At 47.9% G+C, this 25,939-nt stretch carries 29 protein-coding genes; 6 read left to right on the forward strand and 23 right to left on the reverse strand.

Annotated elements, in window-relative coordinates:
* Positions 1-39: 39 nt before the first annotated feature.
* The 4 genes from CHH60_RS07115 to CHH60_RS07130 form a co-directional block, all read right to left on the reverse strand.
* On the reverse strand, positions 40-585 hold the full coding sequence (locus CHH60_RS07115; RefSeq protein ID WP_095358550.1) for a GNAT family N-acetyltransferase: 546 nt from the start codon (positions 583-585) through the stop codon (positions 40-42).
* A gap of 114 nt (positions 586-699) precedes the next feature.
* Entirely contained in the window at positions 700-1,038 is a 339-nt protein-coding gene (locus CHH60_RS07120; RefSeq protein ID WP_095358551.1) for a L,D-transpeptidase, read from the reverse strand.
* A gap of 55 nt (positions 1,039-1,093) precedes the next feature.
* Complete coding sequence (gene rsgA / locus CHH60_RS07125) at positions 1,094-2,185, reverse strand: ribosome small subunit-dependent GTPase A (RefSeq protein WP_255247852.1); 1,092 nt, start codon at positions 2,183-2,185, stop codon at positions 1,094-1,096.
* 516 nt (positions 2,186-2,701) lie between these two features.
* Positions 2,702-3,295, reverse strand: a complete 594-nt coding sequence (locus tag CHH60_RS07130; protein ID WP_095358552.1) for a DUF2087 domain-containing protein — start codon at positions 3,293-3,295, stop codon at positions 2,702-2,704.
* Between the two features lie 170 nt (positions 3,296-3,465).
* Between CHH60_RS07130 and CHH60_RS07135 the strand changes: the two genes are divergently transcribed.
* The 3 genes from CHH60_RS07135 (at position 3,466) to CHH60_RS07145 (ending at position 5,609) form a co-directional block, all read left to right on the forward strand.
* Positions 3,466-4,464, forward strand: a complete 999-nt coding sequence (locus CHH60_RS07135; protein WP_095358553.1) for a YpdA family putative bacillithiol disulfide reductase — start codon at positions 3,466-3,468, stop codon at positions 4,462-4,464.
* A gap of 5 nt (positions 4,465-4,469) precedes the next feature.
* Positions 4,470-4,913, forward strand: coding sequence for a DUF441 domain-containing protein (locus CHH60_RS07140; RefSeq protein WP_095358692.1), 444 nt, complete (start codon positions 4,470-4,472; stop codon positions 4,911-4,913).
* A gap of 183 nt (positions 4,914-5,096) precedes the next feature.
* Positions 5,097-5,609: an ADP-heptose synthase gene (locus tag CHH60_RS07145; protein WP_095287670.1), complete on the forward strand. Its 513-nt coding sequence runs from the start codon at positions 5,097-5,099 to the stop codon at positions 5,607-5,609.
* A gap of 83 nt (positions 5,610-5,692) precedes the next feature.
* Here the strand turns inward: CHH60_RS07145 and CHH60_RS07150 are convergent, their stop codons facing one another.
* Both CHH60_RS07150 and CHH60_RS07155 read right to left on the reverse strand, forming a co-directional pair.
* Positions 5,693-6,142 (reverse strand): NUDIX domain-containing protein, encoded by a 450-nt coding sequence (locus tag CHH60_RS07150; RefSeq protein WP_095358554.1) that lies wholly within the window; start codon positions 6,140-6,142, stop codon positions 5,693-5,695.
* 125 nt (positions 6,143-6,267) lie between these two features.
* Positions 6,268-6,564 (reverse strand): HesB/YadR/YfhF family protein, encoded by a 297-nt coding sequence (locus tag CHH60_RS07155; protein WP_095358555.1) that lies wholly within the window; start codon positions 6,562-6,564, stop codon positions 6,268-6,270.
* Between the two features lie 494 nt (positions 6,565-7,058).
* Here CHH60_RS07155 and CHH60_RS07160 point away from each other — a divergent pair, with 494 nt between their 5' ends.
* Together CHH60_RS07160 and CHH60_RS07165 are read left to right on the forward strand one after the other, a co-directional pair.
* Positions 7,059-8,804, forward strand: a complete 1,746-nt coding sequence (locus CHH60_RS07160; RefSeq protein ID WP_095358556.1) for an ABC transporter ATP-binding protein — start codon at positions 7,059-7,061, stop codon at positions 8,802-8,804.
* Positions 8,805-8,816: 12 nt separating this feature from the next.
* The gene (locus tag CHH60_RS07165) at positions 8,817-10,907 is read left to right on the forward strand and encodes an ABC transporter ATP-binding protein (RefSeq protein ID WP_095358557.1); all 2,091 of its coding nucleotides are present in this window, start codon (positions 8,817-8,819) and stop codon (positions 10,905-10,907) included.
* A gap of 229 nt (positions 10,908-11,136) precedes the next feature.
* Here CHH60_RS07165 and CHH60_RS07170 read toward each other — a convergent pair whose 3' ends face one another.
* The 8 genes from CHH60_RS07170 to CHH60_RS07200 form a co-directional block, all read right to left on the reverse strand.
* The gene (locus CHH60_RS07170; RefSeq protein ID WP_176476001.1) at positions 11,137-11,784 is read right to left on the reverse strand and encodes a YdcF family protein; all 648 of its coding nucleotides are present in this window, start codon (positions 11,782-11,784) and stop codon (positions 11,137-11,139) included.
* Positions 11,777-12,331 (reverse strand): hypothetical protein, encoded by a 555-nt coding sequence (locus CHH60_RS07175; protein WP_255247853.1) that lies wholly within the window; start codon positions 12,329-12,331, stop codon positions 11,777-11,779. Before CHH60_RS07175 ends, CHH60_RS07170 begins: the two co-directional genes overlap by 8 nt.
* 100 nt (positions 12,332-12,431) lie before the next feature.
* A complete protein-coding gene (locus tag CHH60_RS07180; protein WP_095358559.1) occupies positions 12,432-13,142 on the reverse strand; it encodes a hypothetical protein in 711 nt (236 codons plus the stop codon).
* Positions 13,139-14,206: an ATP-binding cassette domain-containing protein gene (locus tag CHH60_RS07185; protein ID WP_095358560.1), complete on the reverse strand. Its 1,068-nt coding sequence runs from the start codon at positions 14,204-14,206 to the stop codon at positions 13,139-13,141. The genes CHH60_RS07180 and CHH60_RS07185 overlap by 4 nt, the downstream gene beginning before the upstream one ends.
* 6 nt (positions 14,207-14,212) lie before the next feature.
* Positions 14,213-15,940 (reverse strand): arginine--tRNA ligase, encoded by a 1,728-nt coding sequence (gene argS, locus CHH60_RS07190; RefSeq protein WP_095358561.1) that lies wholly within the window; start codon positions 15,938-15,940, stop codon positions 14,213-14,215.
* Positions 15,941-16,156: 216 nt separating this feature from the next.
* Positions 16,157-16,297: a hypothetical protein gene (locus tag CHH60_RS29720; protein ID WP_176476002.1), complete on the reverse strand. Its 141-nt coding sequence runs from the start codon at positions 16,295-16,297 to the stop codon at positions 16,157-16,159.
* Between the two features lie 266 nt (positions 16,298-16,563).
* Complete coding sequence (locus CHH60_RS07195) at positions 16,564-16,899, reverse strand: four-helix bundle copper-binding protein (protein ID WP_095358562.1); 336 nt, start codon at positions 16,897-16,899, stop codon at positions 16,564-16,566.
* Between the two features lie 67 nt (positions 16,900-16,966).
* Positions 16,967-18,025 (reverse strand): CobW family GTP-binding protein, encoded by a 1,059-nt coding sequence (locus tag CHH60_RS07200; RefSeq protein WP_095358563.1) that lies wholly within the window; start codon positions 18,023-18,025, stop codon positions 16,967-16,969.
* A gap of 170 nt (positions 18,026-18,195) precedes the next feature.
* Here CHH60_RS07200 and CHH60_RS07205 point away from each other — a divergent pair, with 170 nt between their 5' ends.
* The gene (locus tag CHH60_RS07205) at positions 18,196-18,714 is read left to right on the forward strand and encodes a MogA/MoaB family molybdenum cofactor biosynthesis protein (RefSeq protein ID WP_095358564.1); all 519 of its coding nucleotides are present in this window, start codon (positions 18,196-18,198) and stop codon (positions 18,712-18,714) included.
* A gap of 98 nt (positions 18,715-18,812) precedes the next feature.
* Here the strand turns inward: CHH60_RS07205 and CHH60_RS07210 are convergent, their stop codons facing one another.
* The 9 genes from CHH60_RS07210 to CHH60_RS07245 form a co-directional block, all read right to left on the reverse strand.
* On the reverse strand, positions 18,813-19,370 hold the full coding sequence (locus CHH60_RS07210; RefSeq protein WP_095358565.1) for a hypothetical protein: 558 nt from the start codon (positions 19,368-19,370) through the stop codon (positions 18,813-18,815).
* Between the two features lie 77 nt (positions 19,371-19,447).
* Positions 19,448-20,467, reverse strand: a complete 1,020-nt coding sequence (locus tag CHH60_RS07215; RefSeq protein WP_095358566.1) for an acrylyl-CoA reductase family protein — start codon at positions 20,465-20,467, stop codon at positions 19,448-19,450.
* A 37-nt stretch (positions 20,468-20,504) separates the two neighbouring features.
* Positions 20,505-21,158, reverse strand: coding sequence for a hypothetical protein (locus CHH60_RS07220; protein ID WP_095358567.1), 654 nt, complete (start codon positions 21,156-21,158; stop codon positions 20,505-20,507).
* Positions 21,159-21,179: 21 nt separating this feature from the next.
* Positions 21,180-21,356 (reverse strand): hypothetical protein, encoded by a 177-nt coding sequence (locus CHH60_RS30065; RefSeq protein ID WP_181429972.1) that lies wholly within the window; start codon positions 21,354-21,356, stop codon positions 21,180-21,182.
* A gap of 181 nt (positions 21,357-21,537) precedes the next feature.
* On the reverse strand, positions 21,538-22,992 hold the full coding sequence (locus CHH60_RS07225) for a nicotinate phosphoribosyltransferase (protein WP_095287686.1): 1,455 nt from the start codon (positions 22,990-22,992) through the stop codon (positions 21,538-21,540).
* A 162-nt stretch (positions 22,993-23,154) separates the two neighbouring features.
* Positions 23,155-23,718 carry a cysteine hydrolase family protein gene (locus CHH60_RS07230; protein ID WP_095358568.1) on the reverse strand — a complete coding sequence of 188 codons (564 nt, stop codon included), beginning with the start codon at positions 23,716-23,718 and terminating at the stop codon, positions 23,155-23,157.
* 69 nt (positions 23,719-23,787) lie between these two features.
* Positions 23,788-24,591 (reverse strand): NUDIX hydrolase, encoded by an 804-nt coding sequence (locus CHH60_RS07235; protein ID WP_095287688.1) that lies wholly within the window; start codon positions 24,589-24,591, stop codon positions 23,788-23,790.
* Positions 24,592-24,649: 58 nt separating this feature from the next.
* The gene (locus CHH60_RS07240) at positions 24,650-25,075 is read right to left on the reverse strand and encodes a PaaI family thioesterase (protein ID WP_095358569.1); all 426 of its coding nucleotides are present in this window, start codon (positions 25,073-25,075) and stop codon (positions 24,650-24,652) included.
* 299 nt (positions 25,076-25,374) lie between these two features.
* Positions 25,375-25,788 (reverse strand): RicAFT regulatory complex protein RicA family protein, encoded by a 414-nt coding sequence (locus tag CHH60_RS07245; RefSeq protein WP_095358694.1) that lies wholly within the window; start codon positions 25,786-25,788, stop codon positions 25,375-25,377.
* Between the last annotated feature and the right edge of the window lie 151 nt (positions 25,789-25,939).

The following is a 25,939-nucleotide window of genomic DNA, read 5'->3' on the forward strand; positions in this document are numbered from 1 at the left end:
CTGATTAAAGATTGCGCAAACGCGTCACTCATGACTCTACTAATCCGACGGAGGCGCCTCCTGTCTGGCAAAATCATTCAGATTCTCCCAGCCGTAGGCTATCTCTATCAGATCTTGCCCTCCTATTCGTATGGGTTGTGTATGGACAGGACTTCCACCCATCTTTTCATAAAAACGGCATGCCGAATTTCGCTCCAATGCCCAGATCAATAGACGTTTCATGTCCAGAGAATGAAGATACCGTACAACCTGCACGGCCAGTTGCTGACCAATTCCCTTTTGCTGCGCATCTTCCAGCAAATAAATGGCATATAACTCTGCATCATAAGGCAGCTTACCTTCGCGCTCCCTTCCTCCGCAGGCAAATCCGACAATATTCCCTCCCGGCTGTTCAGCCACCACCAGAATCTGATTTTTTTCGTCAGAGCGTATGGTTTGCTCCCATTGGGATATTCTTGATTCTGTAGTCAAATGATCCAAAAAATCATCCGGTACAATATTGCGATATGTCGTCTTCCAACTCTCTGTATGTACACGGGCAATTCCTTCTGCATCCCCTTCACGGGCTTGTCTGATCTGTACCAACGAACACTCACCTACCTCTCAGATTGTAGTGGTTGTACATTATTATAAGCATGTTGATCCTATTTACCAAATCCATCCATACAGTCCGATTTAGGAGAGAGTAGCGATCAGCCCTTAGGGCCGGATCGTTACTCTTGTGCCTACAGATACCTTTGAAGAGAGATCCAACACATCTGGATTGTACATACGGATGCATCCGTGTGATACAGACTTGCCGATAGACGAAGGTTCATTCGTCCCATGGATGCCATAATGAGGTTCAGATAAGCCCATCCACAGTACACCAAAGGGTCCACCCGGATTTGGTTGTTTATTGACAATGGTAAATTCCCCTTTTGGAGTCTGAGTAAGCATCTTGCCTGTTGCCACTGGATAGCCCTTGATTACCTGATTGCCATCCAGAAGATATAACATGTGATCGGACAGATCCACGATAATTCTGTATTCCGGCATGACGACATCCCTCCTGACCTATTCTATGCTGAAGTCATAAGGATGCCCGCCTAATTTAAGCCTCTTCCCAATCGTTCACTCTCCGGGCATGTTTGGGTTTACGTGAATTCGAAGGTTTGCTTGTAGCAGTCCGACGCTTGGAAGCAACTGCTTCTTTCCGCTGCTGATACTGCAATTCCTTCTGCATTTTCAGGTAATTGTTTAGCCTTTTTTCTTCCAGAGACCCATTTTGAATGGCTTCGATGACAGCACAGCCTGCTTCACGTGTATGACTGCAGTCCACGAATCGGCATGCTTCAGCAAGTTGTTCAATTTCACCAAACGCCTGGGAAAGTCCATCATTTCCTTCATCCCACAGGTTCAGTTCACGCATGCCAGGTGTATCAATGAGCACAGCCCCTTGAGGCAAAACGAACATCTCCCGGTGGGTAGTCGTATGTCTTCCCCGACTGTCGTCCTCCCGAACGGATTGGGTAAGCTGCACATTCCGTCCCATCATCCAGTTGACAAGAGTAGACTTGCCACTCCCCGAAGATCCCGTCAAGGCTACTGTGGTCCCCGGCTGCAGATAAATTTCAAGTGAAGCTTTTCCATAATCCTCGGCAGCCGACAGCGCAAGCACTTCAATGCCAGGGGCAATTCCCTCTACCATCGCCCTTTTTTCCTCTACATCAGTGCATAAATCACTCTTGCTCAAAACGATGACAGGTCTAACCCCTCCATTCCAAGCCATCATAATATACCGCTCCAACCGTCTAAGGTTAAAATCATGATTAAGCGCTGCGACGATCAGCAACGTATCTACATTTGCAGCAATCAGCTGCTCTTTCGTTACGGACCCAGCAGCCTGCCTGGATACCCGGCTCTTCCTTGAGAGAATACCGTGAATTGCAGCCTCTTCTCCGGGCTCTCCCGTAATTGCTACCCAATCCCCTACTGCAGGAAGTGTCCCTGTCTCCAGGTTGTCATGACGCATACGTCCCGATACCCTTCCCCAGCATTCGCCTTCGGCTGTAATAAGACGCTGCAATTGTCCGTGGTCAGCTATGACTCGCGCAGGTTTTCTCAGTTGCTGATCCATCCCGGATTGCTGCCAAAATTCCTGCCACTCAGCAGACCAGCCGTACTTCTCCAAGTAATTGTTCAAATTGAGTTTCCTCCTAGATTATGTTTTAAAAACTACCTACCACTGATGCGAACGAGCCCTCCAGATCGGATTAAACGCAAATAAAATAAACCACGAGTGATAAACCACCCGCGGCAATTCGAAGTTAACAGAATCAAGATTCTCCTATATGCACTATCTGCAGAACGTTAAGTTTAACAAACTGCAGCATGCAATACAGGACACCCTTCTTTTCCGATAATCAAAAAAAGCCACGGGTGCGTCACCCGTGACTTCATCTGCACATGTAATCATACGCTATGCAAATATGGACATACCTGTCCAATCCACATACATTTACATGCTTTGATCCGTTCCGGAGACGCTGTCCATATTCAAATTAACGTATACTGCCGTTAGGTTTGTCATATAACATCGCCTCCCTTGTAGATTTATCCAACATGTTACACACTGTACTCTGCTTTTGTCAAGCCTAATTATATTATATGTTACCTGCCTGTTTTAATTTCATTACTTTCATTTCTTTTATTATAATCGTTATTTTACCTGATCCCAGCGTGTCCACATTTCCTTCGGATTAAGCTCGTAGATCCCATCTTCCCGATACATAAATTGATGCATGATGAATTCACGGCGAATGGTGGCAAAATCCTCATGGTACGTACGTATAAATTCATTGATTTCTTTCTCCGTATACTTGCGTCCGAATTCAAGCTGTTCAACCAGATGACCAAGCACGATCAGCTTCTTCTTGTACTGGGCAGGAATTTGACGCAAGCGTCCATCTTTGGAAAAGAAATTTCGCATGACCGATGCTTTTAGCGTTTCGTTCACATCACTCATATCGGCTACCTCCTCCCTTTTAAAAATAAAGTCAACGGAAGCCTGAGCATGCTCCCGTATAAAGGATGGGTTGAGGGAGAAGAACACCGTATTTTTCTCTCTCCGTTCCTTGATTAATGCTGCTTCTCTCAACTTGGATGCGTGATGAGTAACTGTGGGCTGTGACAGATTCAGCTTCTCGGCAAGTGCCTGTCCGTGCAGTTCACCCTCAGACAGCAATAACAGCATACGAAGCCGGGTAGGATCAGCCAAAGCTTTGTGGTAAGCCACAATTTTCTCCAGTTGCATGGGCGTCGCCTCTTTCGTTTAGATAAATATCTAATTTGATGTTAATCTTTTCTCTCAACAAAGTCAAACCTGTAATTCGGAATTTTCTTCCGTCAATTCCTGGCGTGAACTGGCATTACATGACTATTTACGGTAGGATAATATTGCTTGAATGAAGGAGGAGTAAGAACATGGAAGATGTAATTATCATTGGTGGAGGACCTTGTGGTCTATCCGCTGCCATCGAATGTGAACGGCTGGGTCTGTCAGCTGTCATTGTAGAGAAGTACAATATTGTACAATCCATCTATCTGTATCCAACCCATATGCAATTTTTTAGCACAGCGGAACTGCTCGAGATCGGAAATGTCCCGTTTAGTTCGCCAAACGACAAACCTTTTCGCTACGAGGCACTAGCCTATTATCGCAAAGTAGCCGAACACTTCGGCCTGCGTGTTCATAATTATGAGGAAGCCCGCGAAATCAAACGTAGAGACGATGCAACCTTCGAAGTACATACGGTCAACCGCCGCGGGGAAAGCATTGTTCATCAGGGACGCAATGTCGTTGTCGCTACAGGTTACTTCGACCACCCGAATTACCTCGGTATTCCGGGAGAAGACAAAGATAAAGTGACTCACTATTTCCGGGAAGCACATCCCTACACTCGTACACGTGTTGCAATCATCGGAGGCAGCAATTCCGCCGTGGATGCAGCGATGGAACTCGTCCGTGTAGGCGCCCACATTGACATGGTATATCGGGGTACGGGTCTGTCCGAGCATATAAAGCCATGGGTACGCCCTCTATTTGAGAGCATGGTCCAGAAAGGCCGCATTACGCTCCATCTCGGTGCACGGGTTAATGAGATTTTGGACGATTCCATTAGCCTGCTTCATGCAGATGGATCAACAAGCGAACTTGATAACGACTTCGTTCTGGCTTTGACCGGTTTCCGTCCGGACCGCAAACTGCTTTCTTCCGTCGGCGTTGAAATGTCAGATGACATGGACAAACCTGTGTACAATGTGGAAACGATGGAAAGCAGCGTACCAGGAGTTTACGTTGGCGGAGTCATCGCCTCAGGACGCAACGCCAATGAAGTATTCATCGAATCTGGTCGCTGGCATGGAAAATATATTGCGGAGCATATCGTAAGTCGGCAACGCGGGCAGGCTGAAGGGAATTGAAATCCATGGATATGACCTCTTTGCTGCTGCTCGTGTTTGCAGCACTTGGTATTATCAGCAGCAATACACCTGTGACCGTAGCCATGGTATTTCTGCTCCTGTTACGTGTATTGAATGTGAACCAAGCTTTTCCCTGGCTTGAAAAATACGGACTTACGCTTGGCATTATCATTTTGACAATCGGGGTCATGGCGCCCCTTGCTAGCGGCAAGATGAGTCTGCAGACGATCGGGGAGTCTTTCCTTCACTGGAAATCGCTGCTTGCCATAGGTGTGGGCTTACTGGTGGCTTATCTGGGTGGACGGGGCGCTACGCTCATGAGCACGCAGCCAACCGTTGTTGCTGGGTTACTTATTGGAACCATACTTGGGGTAGCCCTATTCAAAGGAGTCCCTGTGGGACCACTGATTGCAGCAGGCATACTGTCCCTGCTGCTCGGCAAATCCTGATTGAAGTTGGGACTTGACATTCTACTGACTGGCTGTATTTCCCACCGTTGTATGATATACTACTATTCATGCAATTCATGCATCCATGTCCATAGCAGAGAAATCAATTTAATTTGTATTCGTTTGCATAACCAAATTGATTCACCTCGCAATTATTAATGGCCGCAGGAGGATTCAGGTACCATGTCACGTCAGTTTATTACAGAAGCCGTGATGGTGGCTATTTACGGTCAATTGCTCGCGCCGCCCGCGCCTGTTGAATATATTGTTCCTTATACCACCGTCTTGGAGTTATATGAATTTCAGGTCAGTCCTGATCCTTTGATGGATAACCCTGCTGATGATCAGCATGTTAAATCGAAAATTAACGAGATCATTTCTTATTTTGAAGAACCGCTGAATAAGAAGAAGATTGAACGTGCCCTATCCGTTCCCTGGGCAAAAAGCCCGTCCATCTTGTTTGGTGATCAGGTGTCCATCGCTATTATCAATGCGGTGGATACAGCTCAGTATGGTGAGTATTTCGATCCGATTGAGACAGAGCTGCTGCTCACTTCACAGCGCCTGAGCATCCCCATTCTCACGGATCAGGTTGAACTGATCGCACGAATTATAGAGTCATCGGCCCCTGTGCAAGTATTTGATATTGATGACTTTGATTTTGCGATGGACGAAGAACCGCTCGATCAGGTCTAGCTGATCTGAAAAGTTCTGTATGCGCATGTGATATAGACAAAAGAAGCCTTCCCCCGTTGGAAAGGCTTCTTTTATCTTGCCGTTTAATCTAGTATCTTACCGTCAAGCAACATACGACTTAGACTATTCAGCACCGGAAGTGATCTCGGGTCAAAAAACTTCAACCCTGCCTCGCTGTTTACTCGCGACTCCACCAGACGATCCTGAATGATACGGGCTCGGAACAGGGCAATCACATAATAATCTTCATCCCCGCTGGAATGCAGCTGTCTCAGGTCGGGACCCGAATGCAGTGTTTCAAGTATCATGCTGTTTGCTGTCCATCCCGTCTCCTCCCACAATTCACGATGAGCTGTATCTTCAATGGCTTCGCCAGGACGCATCTGTCCAACGGGAATACGCCAATGACCTTGCTCGGCGTGCTGGATCAACAACAATTCACCTCGTTCGTTTTCAGCCCAAACTGCAGCCTTCACTACAATATGGGAGCGGTGTGCAATATATTGGGCCAAATCTCGGGCTGGCGGATTCAATTCCTATCCCTCCTGTTCGAAGCCGGCAGAAGCCAGCGGTACAATCCATGCTTAGATGCATTTCAATCCGGTTCCTTCACCTCGTTACACAGGTTGAACTGAAGGTATCGCAAGAATAACCCTGATTAGACCTCAGTATAACGATATTCGATATCTTGTCCTTCTTCCACTACATCGACATGCAGCTTGTGGCCCTTCAGGTACCAATAATCGTGATCTTCCATAAAAAAGCGAATCCCCGAAACTTCTGTTTGTTCAGCCGGGTGGCGCGGTTCCTCAACAGCGATTCCCAGTGAAAAACCAGGATGGAGACCTCCGCCGGAGCTATAACGCGCGAAGAATCGGATGCTGTCTCCTTCGTTCAAGTTTAGTTCCTCTTTATACCAGCGGGCAGCGCGGTCAGATACATGTATGGTACTCATTTGATGTCAGCTCCTTCTCTATATATATGTTACATCATATCGCTTGATGGGCTTGAGTTCAAACATTACACCACAGAAATAAACAAAAAGAGCTGCTTATGCAATTGTGAAAAAAGTTTGACAGATCCCAAAAGGCGGTGTTAAGATGCAAACATACGAGATCCACATTCAATTTATTTCCAAAACAGAAAGGGTGATTACGGTGTTTAACATTCATATGGATGGTCTATTCAGCTCACAATTAAATACCGGAGCACCCTCGAAATCGTTATTCTGTACTTAAGTCAGCACTGCAGTAATCCTGAATAAGGTTAACTGCCGCGCACACTTTCGATACTTATGTTCAGCGGTGGCTCTGCTCTCGGAGCCATGCGCCGTATGATTGATATCCAAGACATACCGCCTGCGTGCGGTATGTCTTTTTTTGTGGGTAGAAACCGGTACACATGAGTAGATAACGTATTTCACTGACACTTGAAAGGAAGGGATACCACTTGTTCTCTGTACTCAAAAACCTGGCCTGGTTCTTCCGGCTGGAACGCAAACGATACCTGATTGGTGTCATTTTGCTCATTCTCGTGGGTGTAGCCGAACTGCTCCCCCCTCGTCTGCTAGGCAATGCCATTGACGAGATTGTGCGCGGTTCCATTACTGGCGCCTCACTCACACGTTACATTTTACTTATTCTAGGAACAGTCGTTATTATCTATCTGACCACGTACATATGGATGCACAAACTGTTTGGTGGTGCGAATCTGGTTGAACGCTTGTTGCGGTCACGTTTCATGGATCACCTGCTGCGGATGACCCCGCCTTTCTTTGAGAAGAACAGAACGGGAGATCTGATGGCTCGTGCGACCAACGACCTTCGCTCCATTGCCACAACAGCAGGCTTCGGCATGCTGACACTAACGGACTCAACTGCCTTTCTGGCCACCGTATTGTTCGCTATGGGTTTTCTGGTGAGCTGGAAACTGACCCTTGCTGCAATACTGCCATTGCCATTTATCGCGATTGCCATGATGATCTACGGGAAAGCCGTTCATCAACGTTACACCTTGGCACAAGATGCGTTCGGGGACATGAATGATCAGGTTCTTGAATCCATCGCGGGTATTCGTGTGGTTCGTGCTTATGTTCAGGAACGTCTGGACCAGAAACGGTTTGCTGATGTCACCGAAGACGTTTATCGCAAAAACCTGGCTGTTGCCAAGATGGATGCACTGTTTGAACCTACGATTCGGCTGTGTGTTGGTCTCAGTTATGTAATTGCGTTAGCCTATGGGATTTATCTCGTGTTCCACAATGAAATCACTCTTGGAGATCTCGTGTCGTTCAACATGTATCTGGGGATGATGATCTGGCCTATGTTTGCCATTGGCGAACTGATTAACCTGATGCAGCGTGGCAGCGCCTCACTGGACCGGGTTAACGAAACTTTATCTGTAGAGCCTGCTGTCCAGGACGTTGATCAGCCAGCACATATTACGAATCCTGAAGAGATCTCGATGCGTGATGTGACATTCCGTTATCCAAGTTCCACTGTCGATAATCTTAGCCATGTCAGCTTCTCGCTTCGCCGTGGTCAGACACTCGGTGTCGTGGGACGTACGGGAAGCGGCAAGTCCACCCTGCTCAAACAGCTGCTTCATGAATACCCTGCCGGTTCCGGTACATTAAGCATATCGGGCCATCCGATTCAGGAGATCGCCAAGGATGACTTACACAGCTGGATCGGTTACGTTCCGCAGGAGCAAGTGCTATTCTCCAAGTCAGTTCGTCAAAACATTCAATTCGGCAAGCCGGGTGCAAGTGATGAAGTCATTATGGAAGCCATCCGTACTGCAGCCTTTGATGGAGATTTGGGGACATTATCCGATGGACTGGATACCCTTGTTGGTGAAAAGGGAATTGCCCTGTCGGGGGGACAAAAACAGCGGGTATCTCTGGCACGTGCCTTTATTGCCGATCCGGATATTCTGATCCTCGATGATGCCTTATCAGCAGTCGATGCAAGAACGGAAGCCAAAATCATTGAAAATATACGCAACAAACGCTCGGGCAAAACCACGCTGATCTCAACGCACCGCCTGTCCGCCATTGAACACGCAGACCGGATCATCGTACTGGAGCACGGGAAAATTACGGAAGAAGGAACCCACCAGGAACTGCTTGCCATGAACGGCTGGTACCGTGAACAATATGAACGGCAACAGGTGGAATCCAATCTGTCCACGTAGGAGGTCAACGTTTTGAAGTCGAATACAGGCAAAAGGCTGCTGCAATATGCCCTGAAAGCCAAAGGTACTTTTATTGCAGCATTAATCATGTTAACGATCGGTGTAGCGGCTGAGCTCGCCGGTCCGTTCATCGCCAAGTCGATGATTGACAATCATCTGCTTGCCATTGAGCAGCCGTTCTATGAAACAGAGGCTTCATCCGAAGCCGCAGTGTACAACGGCAAGAATTACAAACGAGAAGGCAGATTCGAAACCGGTGAAGTGAAAGGTGCCGAAGTCAGAGTACTGCAGGCCGGCAAAAGCTTTTATTTCGTCAATGAACCCGTAACTGCACCCGATGGAGATCGTTCATATGAGAATGGAACCTTAACGGTTACGCGTGCGGGTGAAGTGACTGGCCAATTTGAAGCAGAGCCGCTTTCCGCGGGTGAACTCTTCGCTTTTTACAAACCTGAGATGCCAAGCATCTATCAATTAATTGTATATTACATGATCTTTCTCGTGATCTCGGTCATTATGGAGTTTGGTAAAACCTACTGGCTGCAATCCTCTGCAAACAAGGTCATTCAAAGGCTTCGTAATGATGTCTACGCCCATATTCAACGGCTGCCCGTACACTTTTTTGATAATCTTCCCGCAGGTAAAGTCGTTTCTAGGGTCACAAACGATACTGAAGCCGTTAAGGATCTGTTCGTTGCCGTGCTATCGAACTTTTTCTCAGGGATCATTACGATTACAGGTGTATATGTCGCCCTCTTCCTACTGGATTTCCGCCTCGGACTGATCTCGTTGTTCGTTGTACCGATGCTGATTCTGTGGATTGTGCTCTATCGTAAATTCGCTACCCGTTACAATACCATTATTCGTTCACGGCTGAGTGAGATCAATGCGATCATTAATGAATCCATTCAAGGGATGTCCATTATTCGCGTATTCCGTCACCAGAAGCAGACCAAACAGGAATTCGAAGATCTGAACGACGATTATATGAAACATCAGAACAAAATGCTGAACTTAAACGCCTTCACTTCTCACAACCTGGTAAATGTATTGCGGAATATCGCCTTTGCCGTTGTTCTATGGTACTTCGGTTCCAGTGTGCTGGACGGCTCCAGTATTATTTCACTGGGTGTTCTGTATGCATTCGTCGATGTTCTGGGTCGTTTGTTCCAACCGATCACCGGCATGGTCAACCAACTGGCGAACCTGGATTCCTCCCTCGTATCCGCTGGACGTGTCTTTGAGCTCATGGACGAACAGGGAGAACCGGTAACCGATGGCTCGATGCCAAGGTACAAGGGAAATGTGGTATTTGACGATGTATCCTTCGCATATAAAAAGGACTTCGTGCTGAACAATATCTCGTTCAAAGCCTCACAGGGCCAAACTGTTGCCTTGGTTGGTCATACCGGTTCGGGTAAAAGCTCGATTATTAACCTGTTATTCAGGTTCTATGATCCGCAAAAAGGCAAGATTACCATCGACGGTCAGAACGTCAAGGAGTTGCCGAAACAGTGGATTCGGCAGCATATGGGGATCGTACTTCAGGATCCCTATCTGTTCACCGGCACCATTGCGTCTAATGTAAGTCTTGGAGATGAGCGCATTACTCGCGCACAGATCGAGCAGGCGCTTCGTGATGTAGGAGCAGAACGGATCCTGGCACATCTGCCTCAGGGATTCGATGAACCCGTTATCGAAAAAGGAAGTACGCTATCTGCCGGACAACGTCAATTAGTTTCTTTCGCCCGAGCACTCGCCTTCGATCCGGCTATTCTTATTCTCGACGAGGCAACGGCCAATATCGATACGGAAACGGAAGCCTTGATTCAAAATGCACTGGAAGTCCTCAAAAAAGGACGGACCACATTCATCATCGCTCACCGCCTCTCAACGATTCGTTCTGCTGACCAGATTCTGGTCCTGCACCGCGGTCGCATTGTGGAACAGGGTGCTCACGATGAACTGATGGAACTTCAAGGACGATATTATCAGATGTATCAGCTTCAACAAGGCGCACAAGCGGTTAGCGGGGGAAATGAGAGCAGCAGCTCAGGTCAGGTTATCCCTACAACCCCTTCCTTGGCTGGAGGTAATCTATAACTCTTTATTCATAAGACATTCATTGACCATACAATGTCTAAAGGTTCTCTTTTCCCGCCCTGCGTGCAGACTTTCCGGTCTGCGCACAGGGCGTTTTTCTAATGTGAACAAAGCGAAGTGCATAAGGAGGTTCATATAATGAGGAGGCGTATGATTGAAAACGGTTGGACTTATCACAGCTGCCCAGTTGTGCAAAAAGAAAAGACAATCCACACTTTTCGCCTCAAGGCTACTGCAGATTGTCTATCCATCCTTTTACCGTATATCCCATGTATAACACAGTCTCTCGCGCCAAAAATGGAATTTGGCTGCGCCAGGTCTGATAGGCTGTCGTTTGTGTTGGAGACGGAACAACATCCATGCCTAGTCCGCTTGCCAGCTTCATGGCCCGCTTCATATGCAGCGGGTCACTTATAATTGTATAATTCTGGTACCCTGCCTTATCCCCAATCACGATGGAGTTAATCAAATTCTCCTCTGTAATTCTAGATTGTGTTTCGATAAGAATATCTGCAGGATCTACGCCGTGTGCAACTGCATAATCTCTCCCCACTTCCGCTTCAGAGCGCTCGCCTTCACGGCCAGAACCGCCGGTCAGGATGAGGTTAGGTATCGTCCCTTGACGATACAATAATATAGCATGTTCGATCCGCTCTCGAAATACTGGCGAAGGATTATCCCCGTCAACAGCAGCACCAAGGATGATGGCGGCATCACTTTGTCTGGTTGATTGCTCAGCCGTGTAAGCCGTGATCAGCCAGGCCGTAACTATGGCCCAGAGAATCCCCATGAGCATCAGGGATGTAATGGAAATGACCAGCCAGCTTCGTTTCCCTCTTCTTTTCCGTTTTCGTTCCCCTACCTTGCCTTCAATCAAGCTGATTCTCCTCTTCCATGCTTCGGGCATGCGAGCTCTCTGAATGCATTTGTTCAAGTCGCCGCAGCGCCGCAGCCGACTCAGCATTCAATCCAAGCTGTGCTATCCAGGCACCCGTGTACTGTTGAAGGCTAATCTCAAGCTCCTGGGCACGGGATTTGAAATCCTCTAATTCCTTGATCATGCGAGTTCGTCCCTCAGGACTAAAGGTTTCGTGAATTCGTTCCTTAAAGTAATGGTGCACAATGCTGTTCCGCTGCTTCCATAGTTCATTCAACTGACGGGTTTCTTCATCTGAAAACGTAAAGTGATGCTTAACCTCATGGATAAGTTGCCCAAGTGAACTGCTCATTTTCCGCTCGTATAGATCTTCCAGATCTTCATCGGATACAACTTTGCCTTGAGACATTTTCATCAACAGGATCAGATTGACGAGCTGCTGCTCAAGAGCCTGTCCATAGTAAACAGCTAATCCATAGTATGCAAACAATTCTCTGGAGTGTTCGCTATCCAGCATGTCACCATGCTGCATGTCTGAGTTTTGCAAAAGCGAGCTCCCCTTTCATTCCCGTACCCATTTCCCGTTTTATGTTCCTCTATCGTAACTAAAGAAAGAGCAACATTCAAGTCGTAGGGATTATCGGCTTCTAACTCCGTAAATCCCTTCTTCCAGCCAGCCATATATGAATGGACAGCAGGACGAACGCGTACATTACAGCCCACAGGATGGGCAATAAGACAGTTATCCACTTTGCTTCTTCAAATAACATCATTTCACGCACAAGATAGAAAGCTGGGGGCAAGACTTTGCTCAACCATTGCAGCCAGTTTGGCAAATGACTTGCGAGTGAACCTTGGACAAATGAAAGAAGCAGCATAACAATCAAACCAGGCAGACTGCGACTAAGCCGGGAAATATACGATTTTTGAAAGAAAAGACTTACAGCTAAACCCAGTAGAGATAATGCCAAATGTCCCGACCACGCCATCATCCACTCTCCGCCAGTCGGCGGTCTCTCGAACATACCAAACATCACAGGATACAACACGGTGATCACCACAAGCGCACATTGCATCAACCAGGTGCACCATAATTGGCCAAGGATAACTTTTCGTCGGTTTCCTGCATGCAGAACAAGCAATTGAATTTGCCCTGCTGGCTCTGCGTTCATTACGGTCAATCCTAGCCAGGCAGACCCAAAAAAGAGAAGCATGGCCGTAACACTATAACTGTCCGCTATCGGGTTCGGCCGATATGAGTAGATCAGGAGCATGGCGATGATGTACATCACCACGGGTGCAAAATACTTCTGTGAACGGATGTACTGTCTGAGCAAATACCGGGTTAGATGAATCATGGAGATTCTCCTTCCATAGTGTCCAACCGAGAATGGGAGGAAGCAGATTCGGTGGCGCTTTTCTTCCGATGATTAGCCGGATGATGACCTTCCAGCAAATGCTCCATATGTACTCGGCTTTCCTCTTGCAAAACAGACACAATCGAACTACCAGCCGCAATAATTTCATGGATCACATAATCCGTGGTACTGCGTTCAACTTTCCAGTCCCATACTACTTCGTTGCGATCATGCATATCCCCATGACGATGGATCTGTAATACACCCTCCTGTTCAATAAGTTTCGAATATGTATTTTGCAGCTCCATATTCGATCCCTTCATTAAACTCTGGATTTGGACAATGGGCTCTCCCAACTCTTTTAGATCTGCGCGTTTCCAATGCCGTAATACACGACCATTTTGAAGTACATAGACCTGATCGGCCATACGCTCAATAAATAGCGGTTCATGACAAGCTGTCACAATGGAGGTTCCTTTCTTTTTCCATTGCTGCAGCAGGGTTACGACCGCCTCCTGGGCAGGAAGATCCAGGCCGGATAACGGCTCATCCAGCAGCATGAGCCCATCTGGACCTGGCAGCATAGCTTGAATCAAGTTGACCTTTTGAAGCAATCCTTTGGATAACAGGGATAATTTCTGATCTAGCGCAGACCCAAGAAAAAGCAACTCACTCAGCTCGTTTATTCGTTGTCGCAGCAACGCAGGTCGGATGCCACGAATCCGGCCCATTTCCCACAAATATTCGCCTGAAGTGAATGGCAAACGTGGCAATCCATCGAGCGCGTACATCTTCTTTTCTTTTATCGTCTGACACACCACGCCATGATCAGGAACCAAGAATCCTGCCAAGGTGCGCAGCAGGGTGCTTTTACCTGAACCATTTCTGCCCACCAACACAGCGCATTCTCCAGCTTTTACATGTAAATTAATCCCATTCAATACGGATACGCCTCCGAGACGTTTACTCACATGCTGAAGCGAGATCCCTTCGGGCAACTTGCCAGCTTCCTCATTTTTAGTTCCATCTGCTTCACAACCAGTTCTACGCTTCCCCCATCTCACAGTACATCACATCCGCTCAGGTGCCCGGACGCCGAGCAAATAGAGACTGCGGACAATACGTTCCGCTGTGCACTTGGTTAGATTCACCCGGAACGGCCGTACTTCAGCGGGGGCGTCAGCGATCCGTTCTGCGTGATAGAAACGGTTGAATGCCTGAGCCAAATCAATCGCATACTTGGCAATCACCGAAGGTTCATTACGCCCAACGGCTTTTTCAAGATATTGCGGATAATCTGCCAATAACTTAAGCAGCGTCCAAGAGGCGTCTCCAACGGTCGCTGCACGACCTGCGACATCATTAAACTCTGTATCATTCGAGCTAGCCAATTGGCCATTTTCACTATCATTGTTCGCGTCCTCAACCTTGGCAAGTACACTGTTGATCCGAGCATAGGTGTACTGCACATAAGGTCCGGTCTCCCCTTCAAAACTGACTGCACTTTCTAAAGAGAAATCGACATCATTCAGCCGGTTATTGCGCAAATCACCAAAAACAATCGCCCCTACACCTACGGCTTCCGCAACGTCCTGCGCGTTGTCCAGATTTGGATTCTTCTCTTCGATGATCTGTAAAGCCCGAGCAACCGCTTCATCCAGCACTTCCTGCAAAAAGACGACTTTACCGCGCCGGGTGGACATCTTCCGCCCTTCAAAGCGCATTAACCCGAACGGAATATGCTCACAGTCCGCAGCCCACTCATATCCCATCCGGGATAGTACGGCAAATACCTGTTTGAAATGCAGCTTTTGCTCTCCCCCAACGACATATAACAGCTTATCTGCCTCCATAACATCATGACGATAAACGGCTGTGGCCAAATCCCGTGTCGGATAGATGGTTGTTCCGTCCTTTTTGATTATCAGGCAAGGCGGCATATTCTCTTCCTCAAGACGCACGACTAGCGCTCCGTCGCTCTCTTCCAGTAAACCCTTGGTTTTGAGATCTTCCACAACGGCTCCCATCTTGTCATTGTAGAAGCTCTCACCGAGAGTGTGGTCAAACTGTACATTCAGACGTTCATACATCCGGTCGAATTCCTTCATGCTCACTTCAACAAAGAACGCCCATAATCGTCTGGCCTCTTCATCTCCCTGTTCCAGTTTGCGGAACCACTCACGGGCTTCGGTCTCCAAGGTTGGGTCATTCTCCGCTTCGTCGTGGAACCGTACATAGAGTTCTAGGGAAGTGCGGATAGGTTCTGCCTGAAGCGCTTCATCGTTACCCCAGCGTTTGTAGGCAGCAATTTGTTTCCCAAACTGGGTTCCCCAGTCTCCAAGATGATTTACACTCACCGGGACATATCCCGCTTCACTGTATAACCGATATAACGCTGCACCAATAACCGTTGAACGAAGATGTCCAATTCCGAACGGTTTCGCGATGTTGGGGGACGACATATCAATTAGTACGCGTGCATCATTGCCAATATTGAGCTTACCGAACGAAGGTTGGCCCACCCATTCCAGTAATTCCGAGGACCACTTTTCCCGGTTAAACTGGATATTCACATAAGGCCCTGCTGCTACAGCTGTAAAGTCTGCTGTCTTCAGTTCGCCGGCAATCTCCGCAGCAATCGCTGCAGGTGCTTTCTTGCGTGATTTGGCGAGTACAAAACAAGGGAATGCTGCATCCCCGAGCTCCGGTTGTGGCGGGATTTCCAAAAGCTTGAGAACCTCTTCTTCCTCCAGCCCCGTAAGAGGAGCAAGATGTACTGCCGCTTGTTTCATTAACATAATAAACACTCCTTTGCCTGATATGGATTAACAAAATATAAAAATAAAAAAGCTCTCGTCTCTATAAAAGAGACGAGAGCTGATCTGACAGTTCCCGCGGTACCACTCTAAGTGAACAACCTCGTACTGCCACATGTTGTATGGCGCCCGAAGCTGCTCCGCTTGGTGCGAATAACGGCCGCATGCCGGATTACCCTCATGAAGATGCTTTGCCTTTCACTCCCATAAAGCATCACTTCGGATAACCATCTCACGGGTGCGGTTCACACAGGTCATGTCATACCGGCTTCCACCTACTCCGGCTCGCTGTTTAGCATGATTCTGGTTACTCTCCCGATCACGGATATTTATCATCATGTCAATACATTTCCATCATTATACATATCACTTCTGACTTTGGCAACCTGTAGGAACTATTCTCCGATGAAGGCAGCCTGATCCTATCATCCTGTTCTGTAGCATCCCATATGTGGTGCATACTTTCAAGTGCTCGTCATCGCAAAAATCCCCTCATGATTGCAACGTATCCGTACATCTGGTTTGATGTACTCTGCGTTGATTTCAAGAGGGGATTGCGCCAATCATATTCAAATCCATTTGGCCGCTCATTCATGCTTCTATAATTAAGCTACTGCTGCCATCAAACGGCAAGCCTCTGCACATTTACGGCAAGCTTCGGCGCATGCCTGACAGTGATCGTGTTCATGTTTGCTGCATTCCGCTGCACATGCTTCGCAAGCTTTTACGCAAAGTTCGCAAATTTCAGCGATGAAGTCACTGCCACGCGTCATGGCTTGAGCAGCGAAGCCACAGATTTCGGCACATTCGCGGTCCAGTCGGATACAGTCACGAAGCATCGCTAGATCGTATTCTTTCAGGCTGGATATGTAACATACATTGCAAGCATTCATGCACTCCAGGCAAGCATCAATACATTGTTGATATTGTTTTTGTGTCATTTAAAGTTACCTCCCAGGCAAAGTTTGCTATGCTTCTTAATACCCAGTTCGGAGGAACCTTGAATCATTAAGCCTGATTTATGGATTCCATTTCCAGCAATTGATGGCGAATGACAGCCTGGTCAAAATGCTCACCTATGAACACAGCCACATTGGGCACGTCACCCTGAGGCGTGATTTTCATATAGTCCGATTCCCGATACGCATACTGAAACCAGAAGCGGCTAGCTGTATCACTAAAGGAGAGAATTCCCTTGGCTCGGTAAACATCTCGCGGCAATCCAGCTATAAACCGCTCAAAAGCTTCGCTATTCACCGGTTGGTTGAAATAGTGCGTATATACCATAACATGCTCATGTGATGCGTGCGGAGTGTGATGATCATGATGATGTTCATGACTATGACCACAACCATGCTCTGAACATGCCTCAGTATGGACGTGCGCTGTCGCAGTCTCTTGATGATCCGATTCAGCTGCAGCCTGATAGGCATGCACCCCATCTCCACTTTGAAGCAGCAGATCCATGTCGACTTCACATCTCACAGCCTGAATAACCGGGGCAAAACCGTTCCACTTCGTGAGCAGCTGCTGCAGATCACTTATTTCCTGTTCACCGACCCGGTCTGTTTTGTTCAGAATCAATACCGAGGCACAGCGAATCTGCTCCTGCATCAGCTTGAATGTCTGCCCCTTCTGCTCTTGGTACAAGCCTGACAGATGTGCTGCATCCACAACGGTAATGAGACTTTTCAGCTCAAGACGCATGTACAACGAAGTCTCCGTCACGGCATCCAGAATTTCCATCGGGTTGGCTGCTCCCGTCGCTTCAATGACAATGACATCCGGCGACTCCTCCTGCACAAGATCAGCAAGCTGAAGACCCAAGTCGCCTCGAACCGTACAACAGATGCAGCCCCCGAGCATTTCGGTCATGGGTACTTCAGCATCTACCACCTGACCATCGAGGTTTACCTCACCAAGCTCGTTCATGACTACTGCAGGACGCAAGCCTGCTTGCTGCCAATGTTCAATCAACTGCACAAGAAGCGTCGTTTTTCCGCTCCCCAAAAAACCTGACAATATATATACTGGTATGGACTTTTCTTTTTCACTCGTTACACTCATTGCTATACACCTCTCTGGCTGACCATTGTATGAAACATACTAGTTCTATATCTTGCGAGTGTACACCATCCTGCATTCAATGTGCAATACGGAGCAATTCACTCAGGCGCATTGCCTGAAACTGCCGAATGGTCTATGCTATGAGAAAATATGGATTAGGAGGATGTCTCATGACCAACTCAGTGGAACAACATCGTCAAGAAGCACCGGACAAGGTCTCTTGCATGGTTGTCACTGTATCCGATACCCGCACCAAGGACACGGATACCAGCGGACAACTCATGCATCAACTGCTGACTGAGGCAGGATATGAAATTGCCGAATATATCATTACGCCAGACGAAACCGAGCGCATCCGCACCATTCTGCAGGATGCAGCTGTACGGGATGATATTGAAGCCGTACTGCTCAGTGGGGGTACCGGGATCGCTCCTAGAGATACAACGTATGAAGCCGTATCCTCCCTACTTGACAAGGAACTGCCCGGCTTTGGTGAAATCTTTCGTTTCCTCAGTTATACAGAGGATATCGGTTCAGCTGCGATTCTGAGCAGAGCCGTAGCCGGAACGATTGGACGGACGGCTGTTTTCTCCATGCCGGGCTCCAAAGGTGCAGTCAAGCTAGCAATGGAAAAAATCATTATTCCGGAGCTGCGGCATGTGATGCGCGAAATATACAAACCCGTCTGAATTATCAGACGGGTTTGTGTTTTTCTATAAATTTATTTATTTCATCCCATGAATGAACTAATAAGTTTAAGGATATTGCTGCTTTCCTGCATCTGAGATCAGTTCAACTGATTCAGCACATGCTGGAACACTTGGGTCACCTTTTCTCCATAAATGTCCTTCTCTCCACCTGAAGCGGTGTATACAAGTGACACATACCCTTTGCTCCGAATCGTTGTTTGGCCAAGTGCATTTTCAATCACTGCCTGCTCGTCAGAAATCCCGTACATTTCTTTCATTCGTGCGGTTCGTGTGTCCGGATCACCAAAAATGTGAACCTTCACAATATGTCGGCCGCTGCCATTCAGCAGGTACATATAGGAGATTCCACCTTCGCCATCATCTGCGGACATGTTGTTCATTAACTTGATGTCTTTGGCGGCAAAAGATTTATCCAGCTCCTGTATCAGTGGGCCATTCAAGCCGTGTCCCTGACTCTTGGCTCTCACATTGCCCTCTTCCGTCGCTTGCCCGCTGTATACCTTTCGCTCCTGCTGAGCAGATTCATTTGAACAGGCAACAAGTGATCCCATACACAGCAGGATAATACAGCCAGCAATTACGGTTCTTGCACCTCGTCCTACTTCCCACTGCGCCTCTTTTCTTCCAACACGCATACGTTTCCTTCCTTTCGCACCACTTCGTGATTCGTGGCAATCTTAGGTAGGATTAGCATGTCTAGGAGAAAAGAATCTTATTCGGTTGGAATCTCTGCCATCGTATTTACCACGGTACGACCGACCGCCCCACCCTGCAAAATGTTCTCCAGCGTGTGTGGCAGCTGTGCCCAGGTGATCTCCTGAATGCCCAGCTCCAGCGCGCGATCCGGCTTCCAATCCCCGCCAAGGAGGTTCCACAAGCGTTCCCGTCTCTCCATTGGACAATACACCGAATCAATCCCGATTAACTGAATGCCCCGCATGATAAAGGGAAATACGGTAGATTCAAACCGGGATCCAGCAGTCAGTCCGGATACGGCAACTGCACCTCCATATTGAACCTGTTTCAAGCGTTCGGCCAGTGCTGGGCCTGCGGCAGGATCAACAACCCCTGCCCACAGCTGTTTGCCCATCGCCCCTTTGGCCGGGGCGTCAGCTTCTTCGCGTGTAATAACATGTGAGGCGCCCAGATCTATAAGCAACTTCTCCTGATCTTTCTTTTTTCCGGTACTAGCCGTCACTTCAAAGCCAAGCTTCGCCAGAATGGCCACAGCTATACTCCCAACGCCTCCGGTTGCCCCCGTAACCAAAATCTTGCCCATGTCTGGTGTAACCCCAGCCTGAAGTAAAGCATCAACCGACAAAGCTGCCGTAAAACCGGCTGTACCGATTGCCATCGCTTCCTTCTCGCTGAGACCCGGCGGCAGCGGAACCAGCCACTCACTCCGTAGACGAGCGTATCTGCTGTAGCCTCCAAAATGAGACACCCCTGGCTCAAAGCCTGTGCTGATCACCCGGTCCCCCGGGGCAAATCGTCCACTTACGGACTCTTCTACCATACCTGCCAGGTCGATCCCAGGTACCATGGGATATTCACGAACAACTCCCCCTTTTTCGATTGTAGCGAGTCCATCCTTATAATTGACACTGGAGTACTGTACTTGTACAGTCACATCTCCATTCGGCAGATCTTCTTTTTTCAACTGTTCTACAGATGCCTTAACTCCGCCTTGTTCTTGACTTCGGATGACATATGCCGGAAACGTATTCTCCATGTAAATCCTCTCCTTATGTTTGGTGATTTTTCTGATCTTAAGCTGCACTTCTTCTATCCGCTACCAAATACACGAGCGGTCCAATCAGGGGCACCACCCCTGTTAATGCCCATACACGCGATCTGCGACTGAACACGGCATCCCTATAGATTGCAATAACGGAGAGCAGTGTCAGCACAATAAAATCAATCGTCATAATATGTACAAAGGAAGATTGCCTGAATGCTTCCATATATACAGCCGGATGGCCTTGAATGAATCCGTAGCATGCCGTACCCAACGTCAACAATAAAAGTATACCATGAGTCAGTTTGTGTGCTGCAATCCGCCCAATTACAGAGCTGCGGCGATAGCCAAAATGAAGATGCTCCGTTCCCCGTCTACTCCGCTTTGGTGAAGACCATGCGAAAAAAGGAAGAAGCGCAAAGGCTCCCAAGCCAAAAGACAAGAGCACGAACGGCCAAACAGGCACACGGCTTCCACGCTCGTTTGCAGGTGTTTTTAACAGGAGACAAGTGAAGATCGCTGGAAAAATACCCAGCCATGAGAACACGGTCATCAACCATGCTTCCTTGCTCTGCAGCGTAATCAACTCTTTGAACACAGGATCGCTCCCCATAGGCTTTCCAGGTGCCCAAATCCATGCATATACCAAGAAGGCCAGCCAGATCATTCCCAAGATCCATTTCATGAGTACACCTCCCTCAATGATTCATCCCCCGAGGCTGCATGCTTGAAACAGAAAACGTAAGATTCTGGAATTGCTCGCAAATTGGATGCTGCCCGTGCTGTCCAGGTGCAACTCCTTAAGACTATGCAGATCCATAACTTCTGCACGATGCAGAATTTTGACGTCTTTTACCATTTCCCGAGAAATAATTATGCCCATGTTAGACTACATTCCGTCCTCAACCCTATTATACTGCGGCTCCTACCCCCTCTGTCGTGACGTTGGATACAGCCGCGTTAATTCGTAAAGCCAAGCCTGAAGGAGATGAACAGTTGCAAAACAAATCTGAAACCAAAAAGGCATAACCCGGTAAACATACCGATTATGCCTTCTTCCATTCTCATTCCTCTGTGAATTGTACGTGTTCAGCAATCAGCTTCTGCTTCATATTCCATGCTGCCGGGCTGATGTTCACACGGTAAATCTCCGGATTGAGTTTACGCAAATACTCTGGCCAGAACAGATCCATCTGTTCACGGTGGTATCTACGGATTTCATCCAGGGTAGGCAGCTCATATACTTTCAACCCATTCACAAAGATTGGTTCAAGCATATTTACCGCTTCATAGCGCGTTACTGTCTTTTTGAGATACGGGTGTAGCGGATTGAACAGCTTGAGCGGCCCGCCCTGAAGCGGCTGTTCTTCTCCAGGATAGCAGATATAGTCTGCAATGGCCTTGCCATGCTTCGGATCAATGATCCGGAATACTTCTTTTTTGCCTGGGGTGGATACCTTCTCGGGATTGGCCGATATTTTGATCGTCGGCAGCATGGCACCATCCACTTCACGTTCGACCAGCTTGTAAACCCCGCCGAGGGATGGCTGGTCGGATGCTGTAATCAGCTGTGTACCTACGCCCCATGTATCGATGCGAGCGCCCTGAGCTTTCAGGTTGAAGATCGTGTTCTCATCCAGGTCATTGGACGCCACAATTTTAACGTAATCCAGTCCTGCCTCATCCAGCATTTGACGTGCCTGAATGGACAGGTAGGCAAGGTCACCGCTATCCAGACGGATGGCATTCATTTTCTTGCCCTGGCTTTCGAGCATTTTGGCTGTTTTGATCGCATGAGGTACTCCACTATTCAGCGTATCAAAGGTATCTACGAGCAGGGTCACCTGATCTGGCAGCACTTTGGCATAGACGTCAAACGCCTCCTGCTCACTCATGAAACTCTGTACCCAAGAGTGGGCATGTGTTCCTGCTGTCGGAATGCCAAAACGTTCTCCTGCCAGCATGTTGGACGTTGCATGGAATCCGGCGACATATGATGCCCGTGCACCCCATATGGCTGCATCGGCTTCCTGAGCCCGTCTGGTTCCAAATTCTAGCAGCGTGTCCTGACTGGCCACCTGTTTGATCCGCGAAGCCTTCGTCGCAATCAAGGTCTGATAGTTCATGAAGTTAAGTATTGCCGTCTCCACCAGTTGGGTCTCCATAATGGAGCCTTCTACCCGAATGAGCGGTTCATCAGGGAAAACGAGCGCTCCTTCCTTCATGGAGTGAATTGTCCCCTGAAATGAAAACTGGAGCAACTCTTCCAGAAAGACCGGATCGTAATTTTCCTCTTGTTTGGATAAATATTTGATGTCTTCCATGGTGAAGCGAAGCTGGCTGATATAGTTCACAATCCGTTCCAAACCGGCAAAAACGGCATAACCGTTACCAAACGGAAGCTTGCGGAAATAGGCCTCAAACACCGCTTTTCGTTTGTGAGTTCCATTCACCCAGTGTGCATACATCATATTAATTTGATATTTATCCGTATGTAAAGCCAGGCTAGTCGTCTGCATTTGTCTCATCCTCTCTGACTTCCGCTCGTTACACAAGTGTATCCTGTGCACTCGGGTCAACATGTGGAGACTCCTCACTTTTGTTTCTGAACATGTGTAAGGATACGAGTCTCCGGTTTATTTCCTGCTCATCATTTTATTAACCCATCACTCAACGCCAGGCTAAGCCCTTGCAAGTATGGTCTCACTGGCCTTAATAACCTGAGCCCCAAGGCTTGATCGAAAATGTCCGAGTGCCCATTCATGTCCCGCCGGGTTGAAGCTGGCAACGGCATCTTCATACACCGTAATGTGAAAACCTTTGTTGTAGGCATCCACCGCTGTATGCAAAACGCAAATATCCGTACATACCCCGATCAGTGAGATGTCTGTAATCCCGCGTTCACGCAGCCTGAGTTCCAGGTCTGTACCACAGAATGCGCTGTATCTTGTTTTGTCCATCCACCGAATATCTTCTTGACGTTCCTGCATCACCTGAGCCAGACGGCCATATAGCTGCCTTCCTTCAGTCCCTCTAACATTATGCGGTGGGAAAAGAGCCGTTTCCGGATGGTACGGATCACTCTCTTCATGCAGATCAACTGCCATGATAACTTCATGCTTATTATTACAATATGCTTCCGTTATCGCCGCAACTCTCTCCTCAATCTCTACCGCAGGCTGGCCTACAGGCAAGGATCCGTCTACGAAATCACGGGTAAAATCAATCACAATCAGTGCTTTCATCGTCCACACTCCCTTTTGAGAATAGGTTGGGTTGATCCAGATACACTCCTTAATGATGAACTTCCGAAATTAAGTATAGATCGACAGACGTGGTACAAGTTCCGTGAAACGATAAAGCTGTGCCGGCCGCTGTGAGTACTGGTTGGAACTTAGCAGGTTCCCTTCTTCGTCTCGTACCTCTTCGACAATCCCTTTTCGACTGCGAGTGGAAGTGATTTTCCGAATGAAGTTTGGTTCTTCAAAATCAGGTACCACACTCTGAATGACCTGGTACAATTCGCTTAACGTAAAATCACGCGGCAGAAATTGTCTTGCAATCGTCGTTTCCAGCATCTGCTGCTGTATGCGGCGATATGCGTCCTCAATGATTGTCCGGTGGTCAAAGGCAAGCTCCAGCTCCTGCAATGCTTCCTGTATGGTAAACAGGCCCACATCTTCAGCATCATCTGCCGCCTGGCGATGTTCCAGCATCCATTCTTCTACAAGCGCGAAAAACGCATGGGAGATAATCCATCCCCTCGGGTCACGCCCGGGTTGACTATATACATTCAAATATTCCAGATGTCCGCCGTCGACACCGGTCTCCTCCATTAGCTCCCGCTTAGCAGCATCATAGATGGACTCATTTTCCTGACAGAAACCACCGGGCAAAGCCCAGCGACCTGCAAAAGGCCAGCCTTTGCGCTTGATCAGCATCACTTTCAGTTCACGAATGGGAAGTGTCTTGGTTACCGTCTTGCGTTCTCTCTTGGTTAAGGTGAACATCACGATATCCGCAGGAACGCCATCGGGGGTACGATATTTCTTGGAACTATAGGCAAGTGCTGCCTGTTCATCGTTCTCTTCATTGACGTGTTCGTAGTTTTCGCTCATGGGCACCACCGACTACTTTCATTTTGATAATCTCATTATGACATAATAATGTCGTTTGTCAACCTTTGGATTCTGTACTTGGCGTTTTTGATCGTGCCACACGGAACGTGGCTGTTGCCATACATCCTAATGTACCTGATGCATCACGAATTTCCGCTTGGGCGGTGAGGCTTCGTCCGGCTTGGTGCAGCACCGTTGCTGTCACCATTAACTCACCCTGTTTCATCGGTGCCAGAAAATGCACATTCAGATTGGTCGTAACGCAGCTGTCCACGGCCATCGCTGCTGTAGCTACCATCCCCATCGCTTGATCCATCAGGGAAGTAAGCACTCCGCCATGAATAATCCCCATCGAATTCGTATGATGTTCGCCAGCCGTTAATGCGATCTGTACTTCCTTTTCATTCCCTTTGATATAACGACAACCCAGGAAACCCCAGAATCGTTCATTGCCCTCTTCGACCATTTTATCCAAAATATCCATTTTCCATTTCCCCTTTGTTGCACATTAATGTTATCGACTAAGTTGTCTATATTTTTTATTGTACTTGTAATCTTGCTGCTGACTCTCGGAGGCTATCTCCTTCATACCGCTGATCAATATTAATAAGCCTGCTCTTGCCAGCCTGGTCTTATTCCTGTATGGCATTCGGCAGCCCGTACACGCACAAAAGAACCCCACTGCGTGGAGCTCTTCGAAATGTATTTCAAGATCGATTGTATTAGCTCCCTGTTCCTATAAGTCAAAAAAGGCACGGACCGCGTCCGCACCCTTCTTGTCCATTAACCGCAGCTGGACGGAGGTGAATCCGTGCCTGCCTCCACGTTCACTTTTTCGGAAACGGTATCCCGAATGACAGAGATGACAAGTTGAAGCAGGTAGTTGATATCGCTTTGGCTCTGCTGGAACTCGGTTACCAATGGGATGCTGTCCAGTTCATCCTGCAATTCTTCAATTTCCTGTTCAATTTTGCTGACCATCTCTGCATTTTTGAAGCTTTCGAAGGCAACGATCTCCTTCTGCTTCTTCTTGATTGTTGCAATCAATTGCTGGATACGCTCATGATCGCGAATTTTGGACTCAGCCTGTTGGAAATGTCTTACTTCCTCGCTTGTGCCGAGCATATCAGCCAATTCTTTGGCTTTTCCCATAATGTCGTCGCGTATGACCAGATTGCGCGTATCGTAGGTAGGCATTCCATAATGGTTGTACTGCACTTCTTCTTCCTGCGCCACTGAAATCGCTCCATTTCTATGAGATATTATAAGATGAATTGTTTATTCTCGCCTTAGCCGCTCCGATTCCAGTGCCATCTTTCAATCGCTGTTATAACCGGATTTTCTGAAC

The organism is Paenibacillus sp. 7523-1, assembly GCF_002276415.1.
Lineage (GTDB): Bacteria > Bacillota > Bacilli > Paenibacillales > Paenibacillaceae > Paenibacillus > Paenibacillus illinoisensis_A.